At 64.5% G+C, this 18,742-nt stretch carries 20 protein-coding genes and 1 tRNA gene; 14 read left to right on the top strand and 7 right to left on the bottom strand.

The window, feature by feature from the left end:
• Both KBT70_RS17485 and KBT70_RS17480 read left to right on the top strand, forming a co-directional pair.
• A partial coding sequence (locus KBT70_RS17485; protein WP_296637196.1) for a transketolase family protein occupies nucleotides 1-996 on the top strand: 996 nt, incomplete at its 5' end.
• 334 nt (nucleotides 997-1,330) lie between these two features.
• Nucleotides 1,331-2,584 carry a DNA polymerase IV gene (locus tag KBT70_RS17480; RefSeq protein WP_296637194.1) on the top strand — a complete coding sequence of 418 codons (1,254 nt, stop codon included), beginning with the start codon at nucleotides 1,331-1,333 and terminating at the stop codon, nucleotides 2,582-2,584.
• A 144-nt stretch (nucleotides 2,585-2,728) separates the two neighbouring features.
• On the opposite strand, the gene KBT70_RS17475 is transcribed toward KBT70_RS17480, so the two are convergent.
• Nucleotides 2,729-3,592 (bottom strand): N-formylglutamate amidohydrolase, encoded by an 864-nt coding sequence (locus KBT70_RS17475; protein ID WP_296637192.1) that lies wholly within the window; start codon nucleotides 3,590-3,592, stop codon nucleotides 2,729-2,731.
• A 144-nt stretch (nucleotides 3,593-3,736) separates the two neighbouring features.
• On the opposite strand from KBT70_RS17475, the gene KBT70_RS17470 reads away from it, so the two are divergent.
• Together KBT70_RS17470 and ykgO are read left to right on the top strand one after the other, a co-directional pair.
• Nucleotides 3,737-3,811, top strand: a tRNA-Val gene (locus KBT70_RS17470).
• A gap of 76 nt (nucleotides 3,812-3,887) precedes the next feature.
• The gene (gene ykgO / locus KBT70_RS17465; protein ID WP_008282420.1) at nucleotides 3,888-4,013 is read left to right on the top strand and encodes a type B 50S ribosomal protein L36; all 126 of its coding nucleotides are present in this window, start codon (nucleotides 3,888-3,890) and stop codon (nucleotides 4,011-4,013) included.
• A gap of 195 nt (nucleotides 4,014-4,208) precedes the next feature.
• Here the strand turns inward: ykgO and KBT70_RS17460 are convergent, their stop codons facing one another.
• Together KBT70_RS17460 and KBT70_RS17455 are read right to left on the bottom strand one after the other, a co-directional pair.
• The gene (locus KBT70_RS17460; RefSeq protein WP_296637190.1) at nucleotides 4,209-4,859 is read right to left on the bottom strand and encodes a ChrR family anti-sigma-E factor; all 651 of its coding nucleotides are present in this window, start codon (nucleotides 4,857-4,859) and stop codon (nucleotides 4,209-4,211) included.
• 10 nt (nucleotides 4,860-4,869) lie between these two features.
• Nucleotides 4,870-5,448: a sigma-70 family RNA polymerase sigma factor gene (locus KBT70_RS17455; RefSeq protein WP_296637187.1), complete on the bottom strand. Its 579-nt coding sequence runs from the start codon at nucleotides 5,446-5,448 to the stop codon at nucleotides 4,870-4,872.
• Nucleotides 5,449-5,665: 217 nt separating this feature from the next.
• Here KBT70_RS17455 and KBT70_RS17450 point away from each other — a divergent pair, with 217 nt between their 5' ends.
• The 7 genes from KBT70_RS17450 (at nucleotide 5,666) to dapD (ending at nucleotide 11,563) form a co-directional block, all read left to right on the top strand.
• Nucleotides 5,666-6,964 (top strand): FAD-dependent oxidoreductase, encoded by a 1,299-nt coding sequence (locus KBT70_RS17450; RefSeq protein ID WP_296637185.1) that lies wholly within the window; start codon nucleotides 5,666-5,668, stop codon nucleotides 6,962-6,964.
• Nucleotides 6,961-7,716: a DUF1365 domain-containing protein gene (locus KBT70_RS17445; RefSeq protein ID WP_296637183.1), complete on the top strand. Its 756-nt coding sequence runs from the start codon at nucleotides 6,961-6,963 to the stop codon at nucleotides 7,714-7,716. The genes KBT70_RS17450 and KBT70_RS17445 overlap by 4 nt, the downstream gene beginning before the upstream one ends.
• A complete protein-coding gene (locus KBT70_RS17440) occupies nucleotides 7,713-8,954 on the top strand; it encodes an MFS transporter (RefSeq protein ID WP_296637181.1) in 1,242 nt (413 codons plus the stop codon). Before KBT70_RS17445 ends, KBT70_RS17440 begins: the two co-directional genes overlap by 4 nt.
• Nucleotides 8,955-8,958: 4 nt before the next feature.
• Complete coding sequence (locus KBT70_RS17435; protein WP_296637180.1) at nucleotides 8,959-9,519, top strand: DUF3833 family protein; 561 nt, start codon at nucleotides 8,959-8,961, stop codon at nucleotides 9,517-9,519.
• Nucleotides 9,516-10,250, top strand: a complete 735-nt coding sequence (locus tag KBT70_RS17430) for an SDR family NAD(P)-dependent oxidoreductase (RefSeq protein ID WP_296637178.1) — start codon at nucleotides 9,516-9,518, stop codon at nucleotides 10,248-10,250. Before KBT70_RS17435 ends, KBT70_RS17430 begins: the two co-directional genes overlap by 4 nt.
• A 68-nt stretch (nucleotides 10,251-10,318) precedes the next feature.
• Nucleotides 10,319-10,645, top strand: coding sequence for a DUF3775 domain-containing protein (locus KBT70_RS17425; protein ID WP_296637175.1), 327 nt, complete (start codon nucleotides 10,319-10,321; stop codon nucleotides 10,643-10,645).
• A 90-nt stretch (nucleotides 10,646-10,735) separates the two neighbouring features.
• A complete protein-coding gene (dapD, locus tag KBT70_RS17420; protein WP_296637172.1) occupies nucleotides 10,736-11,563 on the top strand; it encodes a 2,3,4,5-tetrahydropyridine-2,6-dicarboxylate N-succinyltransferase in 828 nt (275 codons plus the stop codon).
• A 69-nt stretch (nucleotides 11,564-11,632) separates the two neighbouring features.
• Here dapD and KBT70_RS17415 read toward each other — a convergent pair whose 3' ends face one another.
• Nucleotides 11,633-12,853, bottom strand: a complete 1,221-nt coding sequence (locus KBT70_RS17415) for an OsmC family protein (RefSeq protein WP_296637170.1) — start codon at nucleotides 12,851-12,853, stop codon at nucleotides 11,633-11,635.
• A 192-nt stretch (nucleotides 12,854-13,045) separates the two neighbouring features.
• Here KBT70_RS17415 and KBT70_RS17410 point away from each other — a divergent pair, with 192 nt between their 5' ends.
• The gene (locus KBT70_RS17410; RefSeq protein WP_296637167.1) at nucleotides 13,046-13,795 is read left to right on the top strand and encodes a GGDEF domain-containing protein; all 750 of its coding nucleotides are present in this window, start codon (nucleotides 13,046-13,048) and stop codon (nucleotides 13,793-13,795) included.
• 83 nt (nucleotides 13,796-13,878) lie between these two features.
• The gene (locus tag KBT70_RS17405; RefSeq protein ID WP_296637165.1) at nucleotides 13,879-14,091 is read left to right on the top strand and encodes a hypothetical protein; all 213 of its coding nucleotides are present in this window, start codon (nucleotides 13,879-13,881) and stop codon (nucleotides 14,089-14,091) included.
• A 118-nt stretch (nucleotides 14,092-14,209) separates the two neighbouring features.
• Here KBT70_RS17405 and dddP read toward each other — a convergent pair whose 3' ends face one another.
• Together dddP and hemE are read right to left on the bottom strand one after the other, a co-directional pair.
• Entirely contained in the window at nucleotides 14,210-15,553 is a 1,344-nt protein-coding gene (gene dddP / locus KBT70_RS17400; protein WP_296637163.1) for a dimethylsulfonioproprionate lyase DddP, read from the bottom strand.
• A 248-nt stretch (nucleotides 15,554-15,801) separates the two neighbouring features.
• Entirely contained in the window at nucleotides 15,802-16,836 is a 1,035-nt protein-coding gene (gene hemE, locus KBT70_RS17395) for a uroporphyrinogen decarboxylase (protein ID WP_296637161.1), read from the bottom strand.
• Between the two features lie 94 nt (nucleotides 16,837-16,930).
• Between hemE and hemC the strand changes: the two genes are divergently transcribed.
• Entirely contained in the window at nucleotides 16,931-17,878 is a 948-nt protein-coding gene (gene hemC / locus KBT70_RS17390) for a hydroxymethylbilane synthase (protein WP_296637158.1), read from the top strand.
• Nucleotide 17,879: 1 nt separating this feature from the next.
• Here the strand turns inward: hemC and KBT70_RS17385 are convergent.
• Nucleotides 17,880-18,742, bottom strand: an 863-nt coding sequence (locus tag KBT70_RS17385) for an FAD-binding oxidoreductase (protein ID WP_296637154.1), incomplete at its 5' end; no start/stop codon positions are given.

Genomic DNA, 18,742 nt, shown 5'->3' with positions numbered 1-18,742 from the left:
GCGCGCATCCGCGCCCTGAAAAAGCAGATCAGCGCCGAGGCCCCCAAAGTGGCCACCCGCCAATCCTCCGAAATGGTGCTCGAGGTCGTCAATCCGATCCTGCAAGAAACCGTTGGCGGCTCTGCCGATCTGTCGGGCTCGAACAACACCCGCTCGGGCGATATGACCGTCTTTGACGTGGACAACCGCAAGGGCCGCTATATCCATTGGGGCATCCGCGAACATGGCATGGCCGCCGCGATGAACGGCATGGCGCTGCATGGCGGCATCCGCCCCTATGGCGGCACCTTCATGTGCTTTACCGATTACGCCCGCCCTGCCATGCGTCTGGCCGCCCTCATGAAAATCCCGACCGTGTTCGTGATGACCCATGACAGCATCGGTCTGGGCGAGGATGGCCCGACCCACCAGCCCATCGAGCATCTGGCCATCAGCCGCGCCACGCCCAACACCTGGGTTTTCCGCCCCTGCGATACGGTCGAGACCGCCGAGGCCTGGGAACTGGCGCTGACCTCCAAGGAAACGCCCTCGGTCCTGTCGCTCACCCGCCAGAGCCTGCCCACCTTGCGGCGCGAGCATAAGGCCAAGAACCTGACCGCCCAAGGCGCCTATGTGCTGGCAGACTCAGAAGGCAAGCGTCAGGCGATCCTGATGGCCACAGGCTCCGAGGTCGAGATTGCCATGAAGGCCCGCGATCTTCTGCAGGCCGAAGGCATCGGCACGCGTGTGGTGTCCATGCCCTGCTGGGAACTCTTTGAAGAGCAAGACGACAGCTACCGCAAACGCGTCCTGCCCGCAGGCCCGGTGCGCGTCGCCATCGAGGCGGCCATCCGCTTTGGCTGGGACCGCTGGCTCTACGGCGAGCGCGGCCGCCGCGAAAAGGGCGGCTTTGTCGGCATGCACGATTTCGGGGCCTCCGCCCCCGCGCCGACGCTCTACAAGGAATTCGGCATCACCGCCGAAGCGGTGGCAGCCAAGGTCAAATCCCTGCTCTGAGGGAACCACGCCGTTGTATAAAGAGCCCGGATGCCCCGCGTCCGGGCTCTTTCCTTTGCGGTATGCCGCGCGGTCGCTGGGCCGGGGACTAGCGATGCAACAGATGTGGCTGCCACTTTATCCCAGCAAAGTCCGCGTGACCTCTCAGTGAGGCGCTCCCTCTCATAATCGCTAGGCCGTCACGCCAAAAGCGTCCCGAGATAAAGTGGCGCGCCTTCGGTGCGACGGACGGCCCAGCGATCCGCGCGGCACCTTCGGTGCTATTCGCGCGGGTTACAGCCCAACATCACCCCAACTTGCGCCCCCCTGCACCCACCCCCTACACTCCCCCATCATGCCCAGCCTCTGTCGCGATTGCCTGACCCGATTCGACACTGCCCGCCGCTGCCCCGCCTGCGGCAGCCCCCGCATCTTGTCCCATCCCGAACTCTTTGACCTCTCCATCGCCCATATGGATTGCGATGCCTTCTACGCCTCTGTCGAGAAACGCGACAATCCCGAGCTTGCCGACAAGCCGCTCATCATCGGTGGCGGGCGGCGCGGCGTGGTCTCGACCGCCTGCTATATCGCCCGCATCAAGGGCGTGCGCTCTGCCATGCCGATGTTTCAGGCGCTCAAACTCTGCCCCGAGGCGGTGGTGATCAAACCCCGCATGCAGGTCTATGCCGAGGCCTCGCGCGCCATCCGCGCCATGATGCTCGATCTCACGCCCGACGTGGAACCGCTCTCGCTTGACGAGGCGTTTCTCGATCTCACCGGCACCGCGCGCCTGCATGGCGCCCCGCCCGCCGTGATGCTCGCGCGCCTCATCAAGCGGATGCGCGACGAGTTGGGCCTGACCGGCTCCATCGGCCTCAGCCATAACAAGTTTCTGGCCAAGATCGCCTCGGACCTCGACAAACCGCACGGCTTTGCGGTGATCGGCATGGCCGAGACCGCCGATTTCCTGCGCGACCGCCCCGTCAGCCTCATTTGGGGCGTGGGCCAATCCACCCTCAAGGCGCTGAATGATGCGGGCATCCGCAGCTTTGCCGATCTCTTGCGTTGGGACCGCCGCGATCTCAATGCGCGCTTTGGCGCGATGGGCGACCGGCTCTGGCATCTGGCGCGCGGACAGGACCGCCGCCGCGTCTCGGCCAATGCGCCCGTGAAATCCATCTCGAACGAGACCACGTTCTACGAGGACACGCGCGACCGCGAGTTGCTCGACGGCCATATCTGGCGGCTCGCGGAAAAAGTGGCCGACCGCGCCAAGGCCCGCGCCCTCGCAGGCCGCGTGGTCACGCTCAAGCTCAAGCGCGCCGATCACACGCTGCTCACGCGCCGCCACGCCTTGCGCGACGCCACGCAACTGGCCGACACGCTCTATCGCAGCGCCCGCGCGCTCTTGGATCAGGTGCCGCAAGGGGCCGCCTACCGGCTCATCGGCGTGGGCCTGTCAGACCTTGTGCCCGAGACCGCCGCCGACCGCTCCGGCGATCTGCTCGATCCTCAGGCCACCCGCCGCGCCGGCGCAGAACGCGCCACCGACGCCATCCGCGCCAAATTCGGGCCAGATGCAATCGTCAAAGGGCGGGCGTTGCGATAGGGATTGGGCGCGAGAGGCTCGATCATGTTTTGAGCTATGCCCCAATCACCAAGGCGCGGAATCAAGGTGCCGCAGGCACCGCCGCGCTGCGCCCGACCGCCCCACCGGGCGGGCACCGCGCGGCTCAGCTATAAAACCTGCCCACTACTCCGCCGCCAGTGGCAGCGCCTCGGCGCGCCCGATCTCGGCAATGTCGCGGATCACCCCCGAGAGCAACCTGCGGAACGCCTCGAAATTGCCATTGGGCCGAATGAGCCGCTCATTCATGTAGAGCGCGCGATCAATCTCCACCTGCACCGCATGGCGCGCGCGCCCAGGGCGACCGTAAGCCTGCGTGATATAGGCCCCGGCAAAGGGCGTGTTGCGCGTGACCACCAGACCCGCGCGCGCAAAGGCCGCCTCGATCCGGTCCACAATCGCCCCATCCGCCGCCGCCCCGAACCGGTCGCCCAGCACGATCTCGGGCCGCCGCACACCCCGCCGCGCCACCGCGTCCATCGCCTCATGCGGCATCGAATGGCAATCAATCAGGATCGACTGTCCGAACATCAGATGCGCCTGATCCAACTGCCCTTGCAGCGCCGTGTGATAGGGCCGCCAATAGCTTTCGATCCGGTGCTCGGCCTCGGCCATGCTCAGCTTGCCCGCATAGATCGCCTGCCCGTTCGCCACCACGCGCGGAATGACCCCAAGGCCCGAGGCCACGCGCGGATTATGCCCCTGCCGCGACACCCCCTCGATCAAGGCCGGGTCCAACTCATCCGCGCTGCGGTTGAGATCGACATAGGCCCGCGGTGCCCCCGCCTTGATCAACGGCGCGCCGTGAAGTGGCGCGCTCTCGAACAACTGATCGACAAACGCATCCTCGGACGAGCGCACCGAATGTTCATTCAGCGTGGTGCGCCGCAGAAACGTCCACGGATAATCCCGGCCACTATGGGGCGAGGCGAACACCACCGCCGTGGTCCGCCGTTCGGGATGCGTGAGGTGATAGGCGACCTTGGGCATGCGTGTTCCTTTCTCTCACGATAATAGACTGAAATTGGTGTTCTAAAAGCCCTTGATCCCCTCTCCGACTCCTTTTATAGACCAGCGAACCGGCGCGGATTTCCGCGCCCCTCTTTTTGGGGCAGGCGATCGGCTGGCATTCATGGGCGATTAGCTCAGTGGTAGAGCACTTCGTTGACATCGAAGGGGTCACAAGTTCGAACCTTGTATCGCCCACCATGAATTCACTGTCCCGGCACCGGGACGCCCGCAACCCCAGGCGCTGGCCCGCGCCGCGACAACCGAGGAGACGACCATGAAGGTTCGTAATTCGCTCCGCTCGCTCAAGAACCGGCATCGGGATTGCCGCGTCGTGCGCCGCAAAGGCCGCGTCTACGTGATCAACAAGACCCAGCCGCGTTTCAAAGCCCGTCAGGGCTGAGCCGCGATCAGCCTTTGGCTGAAGACTGAAAAACCCCGCCGAACCGGCGGGGTCTTTCATTTTGGACAGTTTGTTTTAACAATTCTGCCGGACGCCCCTTTCGAGACAGGCAAATCAACCCGCGCGCCCCTCTTGCCGCCCCTGCCCCGTGGCTGGAGAACACGAAGACAGGGGCAAGCGCTGAGCGGGGAGCGCTCAGATCCGCAGGAACGGTTGCGCGATGCGCGGCATGAGCGCACGAAAGCGCAGCGGCGCGTCGGTGGCAGCAAGACAGATGCAATCAGCCCCGATTTCCGCCACGGGCGTGTGATTGAGATCCTCATTGGCAACCTCGATGTCGCCGGGGCCAAACCGCGCAACCTGATCGCAAAACGCCCCTTGCAACACCAGCGTCAGTTCGGTGCCGCGATGGCCGTGGTCCGGCACCGCAGCGCCCGCCGGGATATAGAGCAGCCGGGCCGTCGCCGCGCGAGAGGTGGGCAGGATCGCCTGTTTCACCCCCATGCCCACGGGCCGCCACCGCACCGCCTCAAGATCGCCGCCGATATAATCGCGCAACGGCGCAGGAAGCACGCCTCGGCGCGGGGCCGGTGCCTCGGGCGTGCTTTTGCCCGCACGAATTCGGGCCATCGTGGCGGCAAGACTGTCTTGCGCCAGTTCGGCGGTGTCGGCGCTGTCGATCAGCGCCCCGCCCACGGTATCAAAGGCCGCCAGTCGCGCGCGACAGTCGTCGCACATCGACACATGGGTGGCCACCGTGAGGTTGAAGGCTTCGGGCAGGCTGCCCGCGGAATAGGCCATCAAGAGCGCGTCGGTCAGGTGATGGGTGATCTGGTTTCTGGTCATGGCTTGCACTTTACTTCATTGCGTGGCGCAAACGGTCGAGCGCCAGTCTGATACGGGATTTGATCGTGCCCAGCGGCAGGCCAGTATCGGCCGCAATCTCGGAATGGCTGAGATCGCGGAAATAGGCCTTTTCGATCAACTCCCTCTGTTTCGCGGGCAGGGCGGCGATGGCGCGCCCCAGTTGGTCACTTTCCTCTTGCAGGGCGAGCACGTCGGCCTGGTCGGGTTCCGGGTCTTGGCCCCAGGGCAAATCCTCGGGTTCGGGTCGTCTTTGCTTGCGCAGCGCGTCGATCTTGCGGTTACGCGCGATGGTGAAAATCCAGGTGGCGGCAGAGGCACGGGTCGGATCAAAGAGATGCGCCTTTTGCCAAAGGGTTGACATGACCTCTTGGGTGCATTCCTCGGCCAAGTTGGCATCCGCGCCAGAGCGCATCAGAAACGCCTTCACCCTTGGGGCGAAATGGGCAAAGAGCCGGGCAAAGGCCGCCTCGTCCCCATGATCGCGAATGGCCGCGATACAAGCCACCCAATCGGTATTTTCAGTCTCTCGTGCCGTTGTCACCTGTGCCGGTCCCGCCCGTTTTGCCATTGTCACGCGCCTCATAGCACGGGCGACAGGCACCGGCGAGGGGGCTGGGTCACAGAGGAGGGTGGCATCATTCAACATGGACGGATTACGCGAAGCACGCCATGGTGGATCACCGACACTTGAAAAAAACCCGCAGGGCCAACGCAAAACAATCTAATCCGTTTGCGATGCCGGGCCGTAAACAGTGATATGTACGAAAGAACAGGTGACACGCCCCATGCCCTTCGAGACCAGCGCCACGGCGCGCAAGACAATCGCCGTGATCGGCGCCGGTATTACGGGCATGGGGGCGGCAGAGCGTCTGGCGGACAAACACCATGTGGTGCTCTTTGAATCCGAGGCGCGGCTTGGCGGGCATGCGCGCACGATCACCGCGGGCAAGCGCGGGGATCAGCCGGTCGATACCGGCTTTATCGTCTTCAACTATGCCACCTACCCCCATCTGAGCGCGCTCTTCGAACGGCTGGCGGTGCCGGTGGCCCCCAGCACCATGAGTTTCGGGGCCTCCTTCCGGGGTGGCGCGCTGGAATACGGGCTTCAGGGGTCCGGCGCCTATTTCGCGCAGCGGCGCAATCTGGCGAACCCGGCGCATTGGGCGATGCTGCGCGATATTTTCCGCTTCAACGCCGGGGCGCTCGACGCCTGCCGCGAACCGGGGCTGACCATGCGCGGGTTGATTGCCAAGATGAAGCTGGGCCGCGCATTCCGCGACTATTACCTCACCCCCTTTTCCGGCGCGATCTGGTCGATGCCGGTCGAGCAGGTGCTCGACTTTCCGGCGCAGGCGCTGGTGACCTTCTTCAAGCAGCATGGGCTCTTGGGCTATAGCGAGCAGCATCAGTGGTATACGGTCGTCGGAGGATCGGTGGCCTATGTCAGCCGGTTGGAGCATGCCTTGCGCGCCAAAGGGGCCGAGATCCGGCTGGCTGCGCCTGTGGCAGGGATTCGGCGTCTGGCCGAGGGTGTCGAGGTGCGCACCCACGGCGGCGACTGGGAGCGGTTCGACGAGGTGGTGATTGCCGCCCATAGCGATGATGCGCTGCGGATGCTGGCCGACGCCGATGAGACCGAGCGCCGCAACGTGGGCGCGATTGCCTATCAGCCCAATGATATCATCCTGCATGCCGACACGAGCGTGATGCCGCGCCGTCGGGCGGTCTGGTCGTCTTGGAACTATACCGAGGCCCGCGTCAAGCGGGTGGGCCAGATTGATCTGACCTATTGGATGAACAGCCTGCAACCGATCCCCGAAGATGATCCGCATTTCGTCACGCTCAATACAACGCGGCCCATTCGCCAAGAGTTGATCTATGATCAGGTCACGTTGCGCCATCCGGTCTACGATCTGGAGGCGGTGGCGGCACAATCCCGCGTGCGCGCCGGGAACGGGCGGCGCAATACATGGTTCTGCGGAGCCTGGATGCGGCACGGGTTCCACGAAGACGGGCTCTCAAGCGGGCTCGAAGTGGCCGAGGCACTCTGCGCCAAGGCACCGCAGGCTGTGGCAGCGGCGTGAGCCGGGTCGATCATATCGCAGGCCACACCTGGCATGGGCGCAAGGGCGGGATCGAGAACGCCTTTCGCTACGGCATTGATTACGTGCTGCTGGATGCCGAGGCGGAGGTTGCCGCACCGCGTCTTTTTGGGCGCAACCGGCGGGGTCTGGCCTCGGTCTGGGACCGGGATCATGGCGGCGCGCCGAAAGAGGGGCGCGGTGCGGCGTGGGTGCGCGCGGTTCTGGCCGAACGTCAGATCGCCCCGCCTGCGCGGATCGAACTTTTGGCGCAGCCGCGCATTCTGGGGCATGTGTTCAACCCGGTCAGTTTCTGGATTTGCCGCGATGCAGCCGGTCAGGTGCCGGTGATCATCGCCGAGGTCAGCAATACCTACGGGGATCGCCATTCCTATCTCTGCCACCGCGACGACATGGGGCCGATCACGGCCGAGGATAAAATCCACGCGCGCAAGCTCTTTCATGTCTCGCCCTTTCTGAAAATCGAGGGCGCCTATGAATTCCGCTTTGATCTGCGCGAGGATCGGATCGGCATCTGGATTGATTTCACCGGCGGCTATGGCGGCGTCATCGCCACGCTGGTGGGCGCACGCAAGCCCTTGACCACGGGCGGGCTGCTGCGTGCCATGCTGCGGCGGCCCTTCGGGTCGCGGCGGGTGCTGGGTCTCATTCACTGGCAGGCGCTCAAGCTCTGGTGGAAGGGCGCGCGGTTTCACAGCCGCCCGGCACCTCCCGCCGACGAGGTAAGCCGGTGAGCGCGGTATTGACCGGGACCGTGGCGCAGAGCGCGCCGCGCCTGCCGGGCTATGCGCTCTTTGGCGCGCTCTTGGCGGCGGCAGGGCTGCCGCTCTATATCCACGCGCCCAAATTCTATGTGGATGAGTATGGCGTGTCTTTGGGCGCGCTTGGCGCGGTACTCTTTGCCCTGCGGCTGATTGATGTGGTGCAGGACCCGGCACTCGGTCGTCTGGCCGAGCGGCTGCGCGCACATCGCGCACTGAGCGTCTGGATTGCGGTGGCGGTGATGGCCGCGGCGATGCTGGGGCTCTTTGCCATGGCCCCTCCCATTGCGCCGCTCTGGTGGTTTGCGGCCATGCTGGTGCTGGTGTTTTCGGCCTTCAGCTACCTCACCATCTGCTTTTACGCACAAGGCGTGGCCACGGCGGCGGCGCTGCCGGGTCAGGGCCATCTGCGGATGGCGCTGTGGCGGGAAACCGGCGCGCTCTTGGGGATTTGTGCGGCGGCGGTGGCGCCGGTGGTCTTGGGCGGCTTTGGCGGCTTTGCCCTTGGCTTTGCGATTTTGTCGGGGCTGGCGGTGCTGGCCATGCTCGGGCAATGGCAGGATTGCGGCGGCGTGCCCGGCACAGGCTTTGGCCCGGTGCTGCGCGATGCGGTCACACGGCGGCTCTTGATGGTCGCCATGGTCAATGCCGCCCCTGTGGCAGTGAGTTCGACACTCTTTCTCTTCTTCGTCGAAAGCCGGTTGCAGGCCCCCGGATGGGAAGGCCCGTTTCTCTTGCTCTTCTTCCTCTCGGCGGCGGCAGCAGCCCCGGTCTGGGGCGCCTTGGCCGAGCGGTTTGGCGCGAAACGGATGCTCTTGGCAGGCATGGTCCTGTCGATTGCGGCCTTTGCCGGGGCGGTCCTGCTCGGGGCGGGCGATCTCTGGGCCTTTGGCGTGATCTGCGTGGCCTCCGGGGCGGCGATGGGCGCAGATATGACACTCCTGCCTGCACTCTTCGCGCGCCGGATGGTGCAGGTCTCACCGGGGGCGGCAGAGGGCTTTGGCCTCTGGTCTTTCGTGTCGAAATTCACGTTGGCGCTGGCGGCGGTGGCGCTCTTGCCGCTGCTCGAGGCAGGCGGATTTGCAGCAGGGCAGAACAATGACGCGGCGGCGCTGACCCTGCTCAGCCTGCTTTACGGGGCCCTGCCCTGTGGTTTGAAACTCTTGGCCATTGCGCTCTTGGCCCGAACACCGATTGAGGAAAGGAGCTGATCTGATGGAGGCTATGGGATGGACCCTGCTTGGGGCGCTCGCGATGCTGGCGCTGGTGCTGCTGAAAGAGCGGTTCGCGGGCTTTGACGCGCAGGTGCCCGAGGATTATGCAAAACAAGGACCGCAATTCGATCTGCGCGAACATCTGAACGGCGCGATCAAATGCGAAGGGGTGATTTACGGCCCTCTGGGGCGCGTCGCGTCGCGCTTTACCGGCGATTTCGAGGCCAGTTGGCAGGGCAATCGCGGCGTGATGCGCGAGCATTTCGACTATGACAGCGGCAATGCGCAGGACCGCGAATGGCAGCTTGAGTTGGGCAATGATGGATCAATCCGGGCCGAGGCCGCGGATCTGGTGGGCACCGGCACAGGGCAGCAGATGGGCGCAGCCGCCCGGCTCTGCTATCGCATCCGCCTGCCGAAAGAGGCCGGGGGCCATGTGCTGAGCGTCACCGACTGGATGTATCTGGCGCCCAATGGCGTGGTCGTCAATCGCAGCCAATTCCGCAAGTTCGGAATCAAGGTGGCGGAACTGGTGGCGGTGATGCGGCGGGTCGAGGCATGATGGACTGGCGCGGCAAACGCTATTGGCTGGTGGGCGCGAGCGAGGGGCTGGGCGCAGCACTGGCGCACAAGATCAGCGCAGCCGGGGCCGAGGTGATCGTGTCGGCCCGGAGTGCCGCGCGGCTGGACGAGGTTGTCGCCAGCCTGCCGGGGCGCGGCCAGGCCGTGCCCATGGATGTGCAGGACGCCGAGAGCGTGGCCGAGGCCGCGCGCGCGGTGGGGCAAATCGACGGGCTGGTGTGGCTCGCAGGGGTTTACTGGCCGATGCCCGCGACCGAGTGGAACCCCGAACACGCGGTCGCCATGGCGGATGTGAATTTCACCGGCGCGGTGCGGGTGATTGGCGCGGTCCTCCCCGATATGGTGGCGCGGGACGCGGGCCATGTGGTGCTGACCGGCTCGCTCTCGGGCTTTCGCGGCTTGCCGGGGGCGATTGGCTATGCCGCGTCCAAGGCGGCGACCATGTCCTTGGCCGAATCGATGCGCGCCGATCTCTGGCGCACCGGCGTGCGGGTGCAACTGGCCAACCCCGGCTTCATCAAGACGCGGCTGACGGACAAGAACCAGTTTCGCATGCCCTTCATCATGACGCCCGAGGCCGCAGCTCAAGAGATGTTCGAATTGATGTGCGACGAGGCAGCATTTCAGCGACATTTCCCGCGCCTTTTCAGCTATGTCTTTCGCCTGTCACGGTTTTTACCGGATTGGGCCTATTACCGGCTCTTTGCGTAAGATCAAGGACGGGTGGCTGTGCGCCCGTCATTCCTGTGCTAGACTAGGGGCGACAGGAGGACGGGGCCATGCTGGACATCACAGTTCATAAAATCGCACAGGTGGTGCTGATGGCGCGTGAATTGGAACGCGCCGAGGGCGAATTGCGCGCCTTCATCGACCGGCTGAGCGAAGAGGAACAGGCAAGCCTGGTGGCTGTGATGTGGATCGGGCGCGGCAGTTTCGAGGCCGAGGAACTCGAAGAGGCCAAGCGCACCGCCTATGAAGAGGCGACCACGCCCTGCGCTGATTACCTGCTAGGCACGCCGCATCTGTCGGATCATCTGGAAAACGGGCTGGATGCCTTGGGCCTTTCGGCCTCCGAGGATGAGGACGAATTGATCCGGGGCGGATGAGCGGTTTCGGGCGGCGCGGTCGCATTGATCCTGCCCGCGCTTGGCCCTATAGGCGAGGGGGACACGCGATGGAAACCCGAGGAGACGCCCATGTCGAACGCCGCATTGGAAACCGCAATCGAAGCCGCCTGGGAGGCGCGCGAGACGATCACCTCTACCACCGGGGGCGAGACCCGCGACGCCATCGAGGCCACGCTGGCAGCCCTTGACAGCGGTAGCTTGCGGGTGGCCGAACGGCAGGCGGATGGCCAATGGCATGTCAACCAATGGGCCAAAAAGGCGGTCCTGTTGGGCTTTCGCATCAAGGATATGGAAATCCATGCCGGCGGGCCGCAGGGCGCGGGCTGGTGGGACAAGGTGGACAGCAAGTTCAAGGGCTGGGGCGATGCCGAATGGCGCGCGGCTGGCTTTCGCGCGGTGCCCAACTGCGTCGTGCGCAAATCGGCCTATATCGCGCCGGGCGTGGTCTTGATGCCGTCCTTTGTCAATCTCGGGGCCTATGTGGACAGCGGCACGATGGTGGATACCTGGGCCACGGTGGGATCATGCGCGCAGATCGGCAAGAATGTGCATCTCTCGGGCGGTGTGGGCATCGGCGGCGTGCTGGAACCGATGCAGGCCGGACCGACGATCATCGAGGACAATTGCTTCATCGGCGCGCGCTCCGAGGTGGTCGAGGGCTGTATCGTGCGCGAGGGCTCGGTTCTGGGGATGGGGGTTTTCATCGGGAAATCCACCAAGATCGTGGACCGCGAGACCGGCGAAGTCATGTATGGCGAGGTGCCGCCCTATTCGGTCGTCGTCGCAGGCTCGATGCCGTCAAAGGGCGGCATCAACCTCTATTGCGCGGTGATCGTCAAGCGGGTGGACGCGCAGACCCGCTCCAAGACCGGCATCAACGAACTGCTCAGGGATTGAGGCGCGCTGGCGCAGGGGGCAAACCTTCTGCGCCAGAACCCACTTGCTCGGGGGCGTGTGCCGCGCGGCTCACCCCCCCTCCACCACCCGTGTCTCCACGCGCGAGGATTTCTCCAGCGTCCGATGCACCGGGCATTTGTCCGCAATTTCGCGCAGCTTCTCGCGCTGCGCGGCGCTCAGATCCCCCTCCAGCCGGATCACCCGCGTGAACACATCCACCTTGGCCTCGCCCCGCGCATCGGCATCCTGCGCATGCACCTTGTCGTGGCACACATCGACGCTCACATGCGCCAGCGGCCAGCCCTTGCGCCGCGCATACATCCGGATCGTCATCGAGGTGCAGGCCCCCAGCCCCGCCGCCAGAAACCCATAAGGCGACATGCCGCGATCGGTGCCGCCATAGGCCACCGGCTCATCCGCCAGCACATGATGCGCGGGGCCTGCGTTCACATCCTGCAGGAACCCGTCCGCATCGGCCTCGCTCACCCGCACCACGCCTTCGGGCGCACCGGGCGGCGGCGCAGGCACCCGCATGTCCAGATAGCGCGGCGCCCAGGCGGCGATCACCTGCGCCGCATATTCGGCATCCTCGGCGCCACTGATCAGGTGATCCGCCCCATCGAGCGTGACAAAACTCTTGGGGTGTTTCGCCGCCTTGAATATCTCCGCGGCATTCTCGATTCCCACCACCGCATCGCGCGGCGCGTGCAAGATCAGAAGCGCCTTGTGCAAACCCGCGATCTTGGGGCCCAACACCTCGGCGCGCACATCCTCGACAAAGCCGCGCCCGATCCGGATATCGCGCCCCCCCAATCGCACCTCGGCCACGCCTTCCGCCTCGATTCGCGCCAAGGCATCCCCGAAATTCTGTGTCACATGGCCCGGATCATAGGGCGCGCCGATGGTCACTACCGCCCGCACGCTCTTGATCTGCCCCGCCGCCGCCAGCACCGCCGCCCCACCCAGGCTATGCCCGATCAGCAGCCCCGGTGCCATGCCGCGCGCGGCCAGCGCCGCCGCCGCCCACTCCAGATCCTCGACATTCGACGTAAAGGACGTGTTCTCGAACTCGCCCCCCGAATGCCCCAACCCCGTGAAATCAAAGCGCAACACCGCAATGCCCGCCCCCGCCAAGCGCGCCGCGATCCGCCGCGCGGCGGGAATATCCTTGGAACAGGTAAAGCAATGCGCAAAGAGCGCCGTCGCCAGATGCGGCCCCTCCGGCAGGTCCAGCCGCGCCACTAGGTCATGGCCGCCATGGCCGGGAAACGTCAGGCGTTCGGTGGGCATGTCACATCCTCAGCGTTGCTCTGTCCCCAGACTATGCAGCCGCAGCAAAGATCGCCACCCCGACCCACCCCATGTCACGCGAAGGTGAGGCTTCGTGGCAATTCGCCTAAAATCCCGGCCATTCCGCCGTCCCGCCCCAACCCTTCCTTAACCGGCGCGCCTGATCCTCGGACGCGCAGAGGAGGGCACGAGATGCACTGGCAGATCGAGACAGCGGGCGATGTCCGGCGCTTTGCGGCGATGATCTGCCTCGGCGTTCTGGTGGCCGATGCCCTCTTGCGCGGCGTTGCCCTGCTGCCCGGCGCGCTTCCTGCGCTGATGATCGCGGCCCCCCTCTCCTATGCCATGGGCCAGCGCCTCGCGGCCAGCCAGCGACACGCCCGCGCGCTCGAAGAGGCGCTGCACCACGATCCGCTCACCGGTGTGCGCAGTCGCGCGAGCCTCTGCGCCAGCGTGCCGGGCGACAGCGCGCGCCCCTGCGCTGTGATTCTCGCCGATATTGACCATTTCAAGGTCTTCAATGACCGCCACGGCCATGCCGCGGGCGATCTCGCCCTGCGCCATTTTGCGGGCCTCCTGCGCGGCAATTGCCGCAACAGCGATCTCGTCGCGCGTCTGGGCGGTGAGGAATTCGTGATCCTGATGCCGGGGACCACAATGGCCGATGGTCTCCGCGCTGCCAACCGCCTCGCCCGCCGCATCCGGCAAAGCCCGGTCTTTCTCGACACAGGTCCCGTGACAGGCCCCGTGCCCCTCACCGCCAGTTTCGGCGTCGCCGCCCTCCTGCCCGGTGACACGCTTGATGCAAGCCTCAAGCGCGCCGACCGCGCGCTCTACCGCGCCAAAGGCACCGGGCGCGACCGCGCCTGCCTGCACGACCCGACGCTCGACACAGCCCCGACCAGACCGCAGAGCGCCGCACAGCCACATCACAGTACGTGATTAAAAACCTCACATAAATTCGTTTTCGGAATTCATACGCAGCGCCTATCTCTGGTCCATTCCAAAACCGAAAGGATCGGACCATGCCCCAAGACCTCTGCCACAGCGCGAATGCCCCGGCCCCAAAGGTGCCGCCATTCGCTCCCATCGCCGCCCTCCTGCTCGCGGCCTTGACCGTCGCGGCTCTGGCGCCTGCCCCGCCCCCTGCAAACAGCACCACCCAGCCCCCGGCCCTCGAGGACTGGCACGGCAATGTCATGCGCTCGCATTGGACAGGCACGGGTCAGCCTCGTTAGACCACATTGCGTCTGATCGGGGTCACACTGCCCGGCCCCCGCGCCGGGGCCTCCACGCCTCGGCTAAGTCTTGGGTCAAACCCGGAACGGGTGTGTTCTCGGTGGGGCGCAACGCGCCCTAAGCGGCCCCCATCAACGCCGCATCGAACGGATAGCGCGTCAGGTTCTCATAGCCATCCTCGGTGATGAGAACCTGATCCTCGAGCTTGATCGAGAAATCATTGCCCACCTCGCTCACCAACGCCTCGACACAGAGCACCATCCCCGGCTCCAGCGCATAATCAAAGGCCCCCGCCACCGCCTTGTCGGCATAGGCAACAAGCGGCCATTCATCACAGAGCCCCACGCCATGCATCATGCAGCCGTATTTCTGCGCATGATACTTCTTCTCCAGCCGATGACAGCCCGCGATCAACTCGGGGATCGTCACACCGGGGCGAAGGAGCGCCATATTCGCCTGAATATGCTCCTGCGCATGCTGCATCGCTGCCACCATATCGGGGCGCGGGCGCGCATCCCCAATCCACCAGGTCCGGCTGATATCGACGCAGATGCCGTAACTGCCGATCAGATCGGTATCAAAGGCCACGATCTCGTTTTGCTGCACAATGCGCGGCCCACATTCCTGAAACCACGGATTCGTGCGCGGCCCACTGGCCAAGAGCCGCGTCTCGATCCACTCGCCGCCGCGCCGGATATTCTCGGCATGCAGCACCGCCCAGATATCATCCTCGCTCACCCCGCCGCCGGGCACGTTCCTGCGCGCAAACCGCTCCATCTCGGCCACCGCCGCCTCGCAGGCGTGGCTGGCACAGCGCATCGCCTTGATCTCATCCGGCCCCTTGATCGCGCGGGTCTTTTCCGTGACCTCCTCGCCCTCCATGATTTCCAGCCCCTGCGCCTCCAACGCGCGCAGCCCGTGCAGCATCACCTTGTCCACCGCCAGCCGCCGATTGCCGGGGCAATGCTCGGCCAAGAGCGCGGCCACATCGCGGGCAAAGACATCAGCGGCCACATCGACCTTGTCGCCTCGGTCGAAATAGAACAGATCCGCGCCCGACCGCGCCTCGCGCACCAGCGGGTTGAACCGCGACAGAAATGGCGAATTCTTGTAGTCCCAGATCACCATATAGCCATCGGCACAGAGCAGCACGGCACGAAACGGGTTATGCGTATTCCAGAGCTGCATATTCGTGCTGTCGGTCGCATAGCGGATATTGAGCGGGTCAAACAGCAACAGCCCCGCATAATCCCGCGTCCCAATCGCCGCCGTCAACCGCTCCCAGCGAAAGGCGCGCATCGCGGGCAGGTCCGGCAGATCGAGCCCCGCCTCAGCCCACTCGCCGTAAGCCAGTTGCGTGGGTCCGATCTCCACCCGGTCGGCATCATTGGGCGTGCCATCGCCCAGCGTGCTGCCCCGGCTTGGATCAATCTTGCGGGTGTCGCGGTAATGTCTGTTCATCGGGTGTCCTCCACCCGCCAGACTGTGACTCGCCTTCCGCCTTGGCGCGCTCAGCCACGACATCGCTCCTGGTCGCTTTTGACGCGGGCGATGGGCGGGGGATGGGGCATGGGCATGGCGCGCTCCTTTGCTGCAACATGCCGCCAGCCTGCCGATCAAAGGTTAAGATCACGTTGACGCGCCGGAAAAATCCGGCACGCCGCCCGCGACCTTACAAAATCCCCTGACAAACCTTACGTTTTGTAAGGTCAGCCGCCCCGCACCGCGTCAATCATCACCTGCACATTGTCAGGGTCCGCATCGGGCGTGATGCCATGGCCAAGGTTGAAAATATGCGGGCCATTCTGGAACGCCTCGACAATCTTGCGGGTCTCGCGCACCAGCGCCTCACCCCCCGTAACCATATGGGAAGACTTGAGATTTCCCTGAACGCAGCCATCCTTCTGGACATGCTCCGCCGCCCATTGGGCGCTCACCGAATCATCGACCGCGACACAATCCGCGCCGGTTTTCGCGTGGAATCCCATATACTTGTCGCCCGCTTCTCGGGGGAATGCGATGATCGGAATCCCCGGATGCCGCGCTTTCAACTCAGCAATGATCCGCTTCGCGGGGGCGACCGCATACTTTTCGAAATCGTCACCTTTCAGCGATCCGGCCCAGCTGTCAAAGAGCTTGATCACCTCAGCCCCGGCCGCGATCTGCGCCGAGAGATACTCGATCGTGCCCGCCGTCAGAACCTCGATGATCCCCTCGAAAACCTCTTTGTTTTCAGCCTTGAGCGCATGCGCCGGCCCCTGATCCGGGGTGCCGCGCCCGGCGATCATATAGGTCGCCACCGTCCAGGGCGCGCCCGCGAATCCAATCAGCGTCGTCTCCTTGGGCAGCGCCCCGGCCAAGTTGCGCACCGTCTGATAGACAGGATTTAACGTTTCGTGAATCTCGTCCACGGGTTTGAGTTTTTCCAACCCCGCCCGATCCGTAATCGTCGAGAGCCGTGGCCCTTCCCCCGTCACAAACCACAAATCCGCCCCAAGCGCCTGTGGCAAGAGCAGGATATCAGCAAAGAGAATCGCCGCATCAAACCCGTATCTGCGGATCGGCTGTAATGTAACTTCGGTCGCCAAGTCACTGTTATAGCACAAGGAAAGGAAATCGCCCGCCTCTTCTCGCGTGGCCCGGTATTCCGGCAGATAGCGCCCCGCCTGCCGCATCATCCAGATGGGTGGCGTGGGCAGGGTTTCCCCGGCGAGGGCTCTCAGAATGGTCTTTTGCGCGGGCATCGTGTCCTCCGTTTTGCCTGTGGTCGCCTTGACACTTCAAGATGTCAAGCGTCAGGCGCTTGCCACGTCGCTTTGTCACGTCTAAACCTGCGCCATGACACGTGATTTGCCCACCCCGTCCCACCCGCTCAAGATCGGCACCCGCGGATCGCCCTTGGCGCTTGCTCAGGCCAATGAGACGCGCGCGCGCCTCGGTGCGGCCTTTGATTTGCCCGAAGAAGCCTTTGAAATCGTTGTCATAAAGACAACCGGTGATCAGATCATCGACCGCCCTTTGAAGGAGATCGGCGGCAAGGGTCTCTTTACGCGCGAGATCGAACAGGCGCTTTTGACCGGCGACATCGACATCGCCGTCCACTCGATGAAGGACATGCCCGTCCTGCAACCCGAGGGCCTGCTGCTCGACACCTATCTGCCCCGAGAGGATGTGCGGGATGCGTTTGTGTCGCCCACCGTCGCCTCATTGGCCGATTTGCCTGCGGGCTCCCTTGTCGGCACCTCCTCCTTGCGGCGCAAGGCGCAGGTTCTGGTCGCCTACCCGCATCTCGAGGTTGTCGAGTTTCGCGGTAACGTCCAGACAAGATTGAAGAAATTGGCCGACGGCGTCGCCGCTTGCACCTTTCTTGCCATGGCCGGTCTCAACCGTCTGGGTCGATCCGAGGTGGCCACCTGCGCGATTGAGCCAGACGTGATGCTGCCCGCCGTGGCCCAAGGGGCCATCGGCATCGAACGCCGCGCCGACGACCATCGCGCCGCCGATATGCTGGCTGCAATTCACCACAAGGAAACCGGCCAACGCCTTGTTTCTGAACGCGCTTTCCTTGCCGCTCTCGATGGCTCCTGCGAGACTCCGATTGCCGGTCTGGCTGAGTTGCACGGCAATACCTTGCGTCTGCGCGGCGAAATCCTGCGCCCCGACGGCAGCGAGAGCCTGACAGACGACCAATCCGCCCCGATCGAGGATGGGGCCGAATTGGGCCGTGCCATGGCCGCCAAACTGCTGGCACAGGCGGGCGAAGGGTTCTTTGACTGGCGCAGCTAAGTTATTGATCAGGAATTAGCTTTCCGGGGTTCATGATGCCGTTCGGGTCCACCGCCGCCTTGATCGCGCGCATCATCGCAAGGGCGGCGGGGTCCTTGTGCGCCGCCATCGCCGGCAGTTTCGACAGCCCGATGCCATGTTCCGCCGAAAAACTCCCGCCAAGAGCGATAACTTCGCGCTCCACCGCCTCTTGCACCGCCCGACACAGCGCTGGATCATCCCGCGAGGGCCAGCCCACATAGTGCAGATTGCCATCCCCGAGATGAGCGACACCAGTGTTTTCTATATCTGAATCAATCGCTTGGCTGACACTTTGAATGCGTGCGATCAGCTCTTCCATCTGGTCTGTCGCCACCGCGATGTCATTCTCGACCACCGGCCTGCGCACCCGCAGAATCTGCGCCGAGGCTTCGCGCCGCGCCCAGATTTCCGCCCGCTGCGCCTCACTCTGCGCCACGACGGCATCGAGAATCAGCCCCTCTTCGTAGAACCCCGCCAGAACCGCCTCGAGATGGACAGAGATCGGCACAGCGCCTGTGGCATCCGGCGTCACATCCCGTGGCGCCCGCGCCCCGAGCTCGACCAAGACATTGACATCATAGGGTTTTTCAAACGGCGGTCGCATCTGCGGAAACCGCTGCAACAGTGCCGCCAGAAACGAACGCGGCATATATTCAAACGCCTCCACCGCGCCGCCCGTCTCATCCTGCAAGCGATGCAGCAGCCGCAGCGCCGCCCCCACCGAGGGCACCGCGACCATCGCCGTGGCATAGGCCCTCGGGCGCGGAAAGAGCTTGAGCACCGCCGCCGTGATGATCCCAAGCGTGCCTTCCGCCCCGATCATCAGGTGGCGCAGGTCATAGC

The sequence above is a fragment of the Roseovarius sp. genome, assembly GCF_018066915.1.
Lineage (GTDB): Bacteria > Pseudomonadota > Alphaproteobacteria > Rhodobacterales > Rhodobacteraceae > Roseovarius.
The sequence above is the reverse complement of the archived record's forward strand: the minus strand, read 5'-3'. Positions and strand labels throughout refer to the sequence as shown.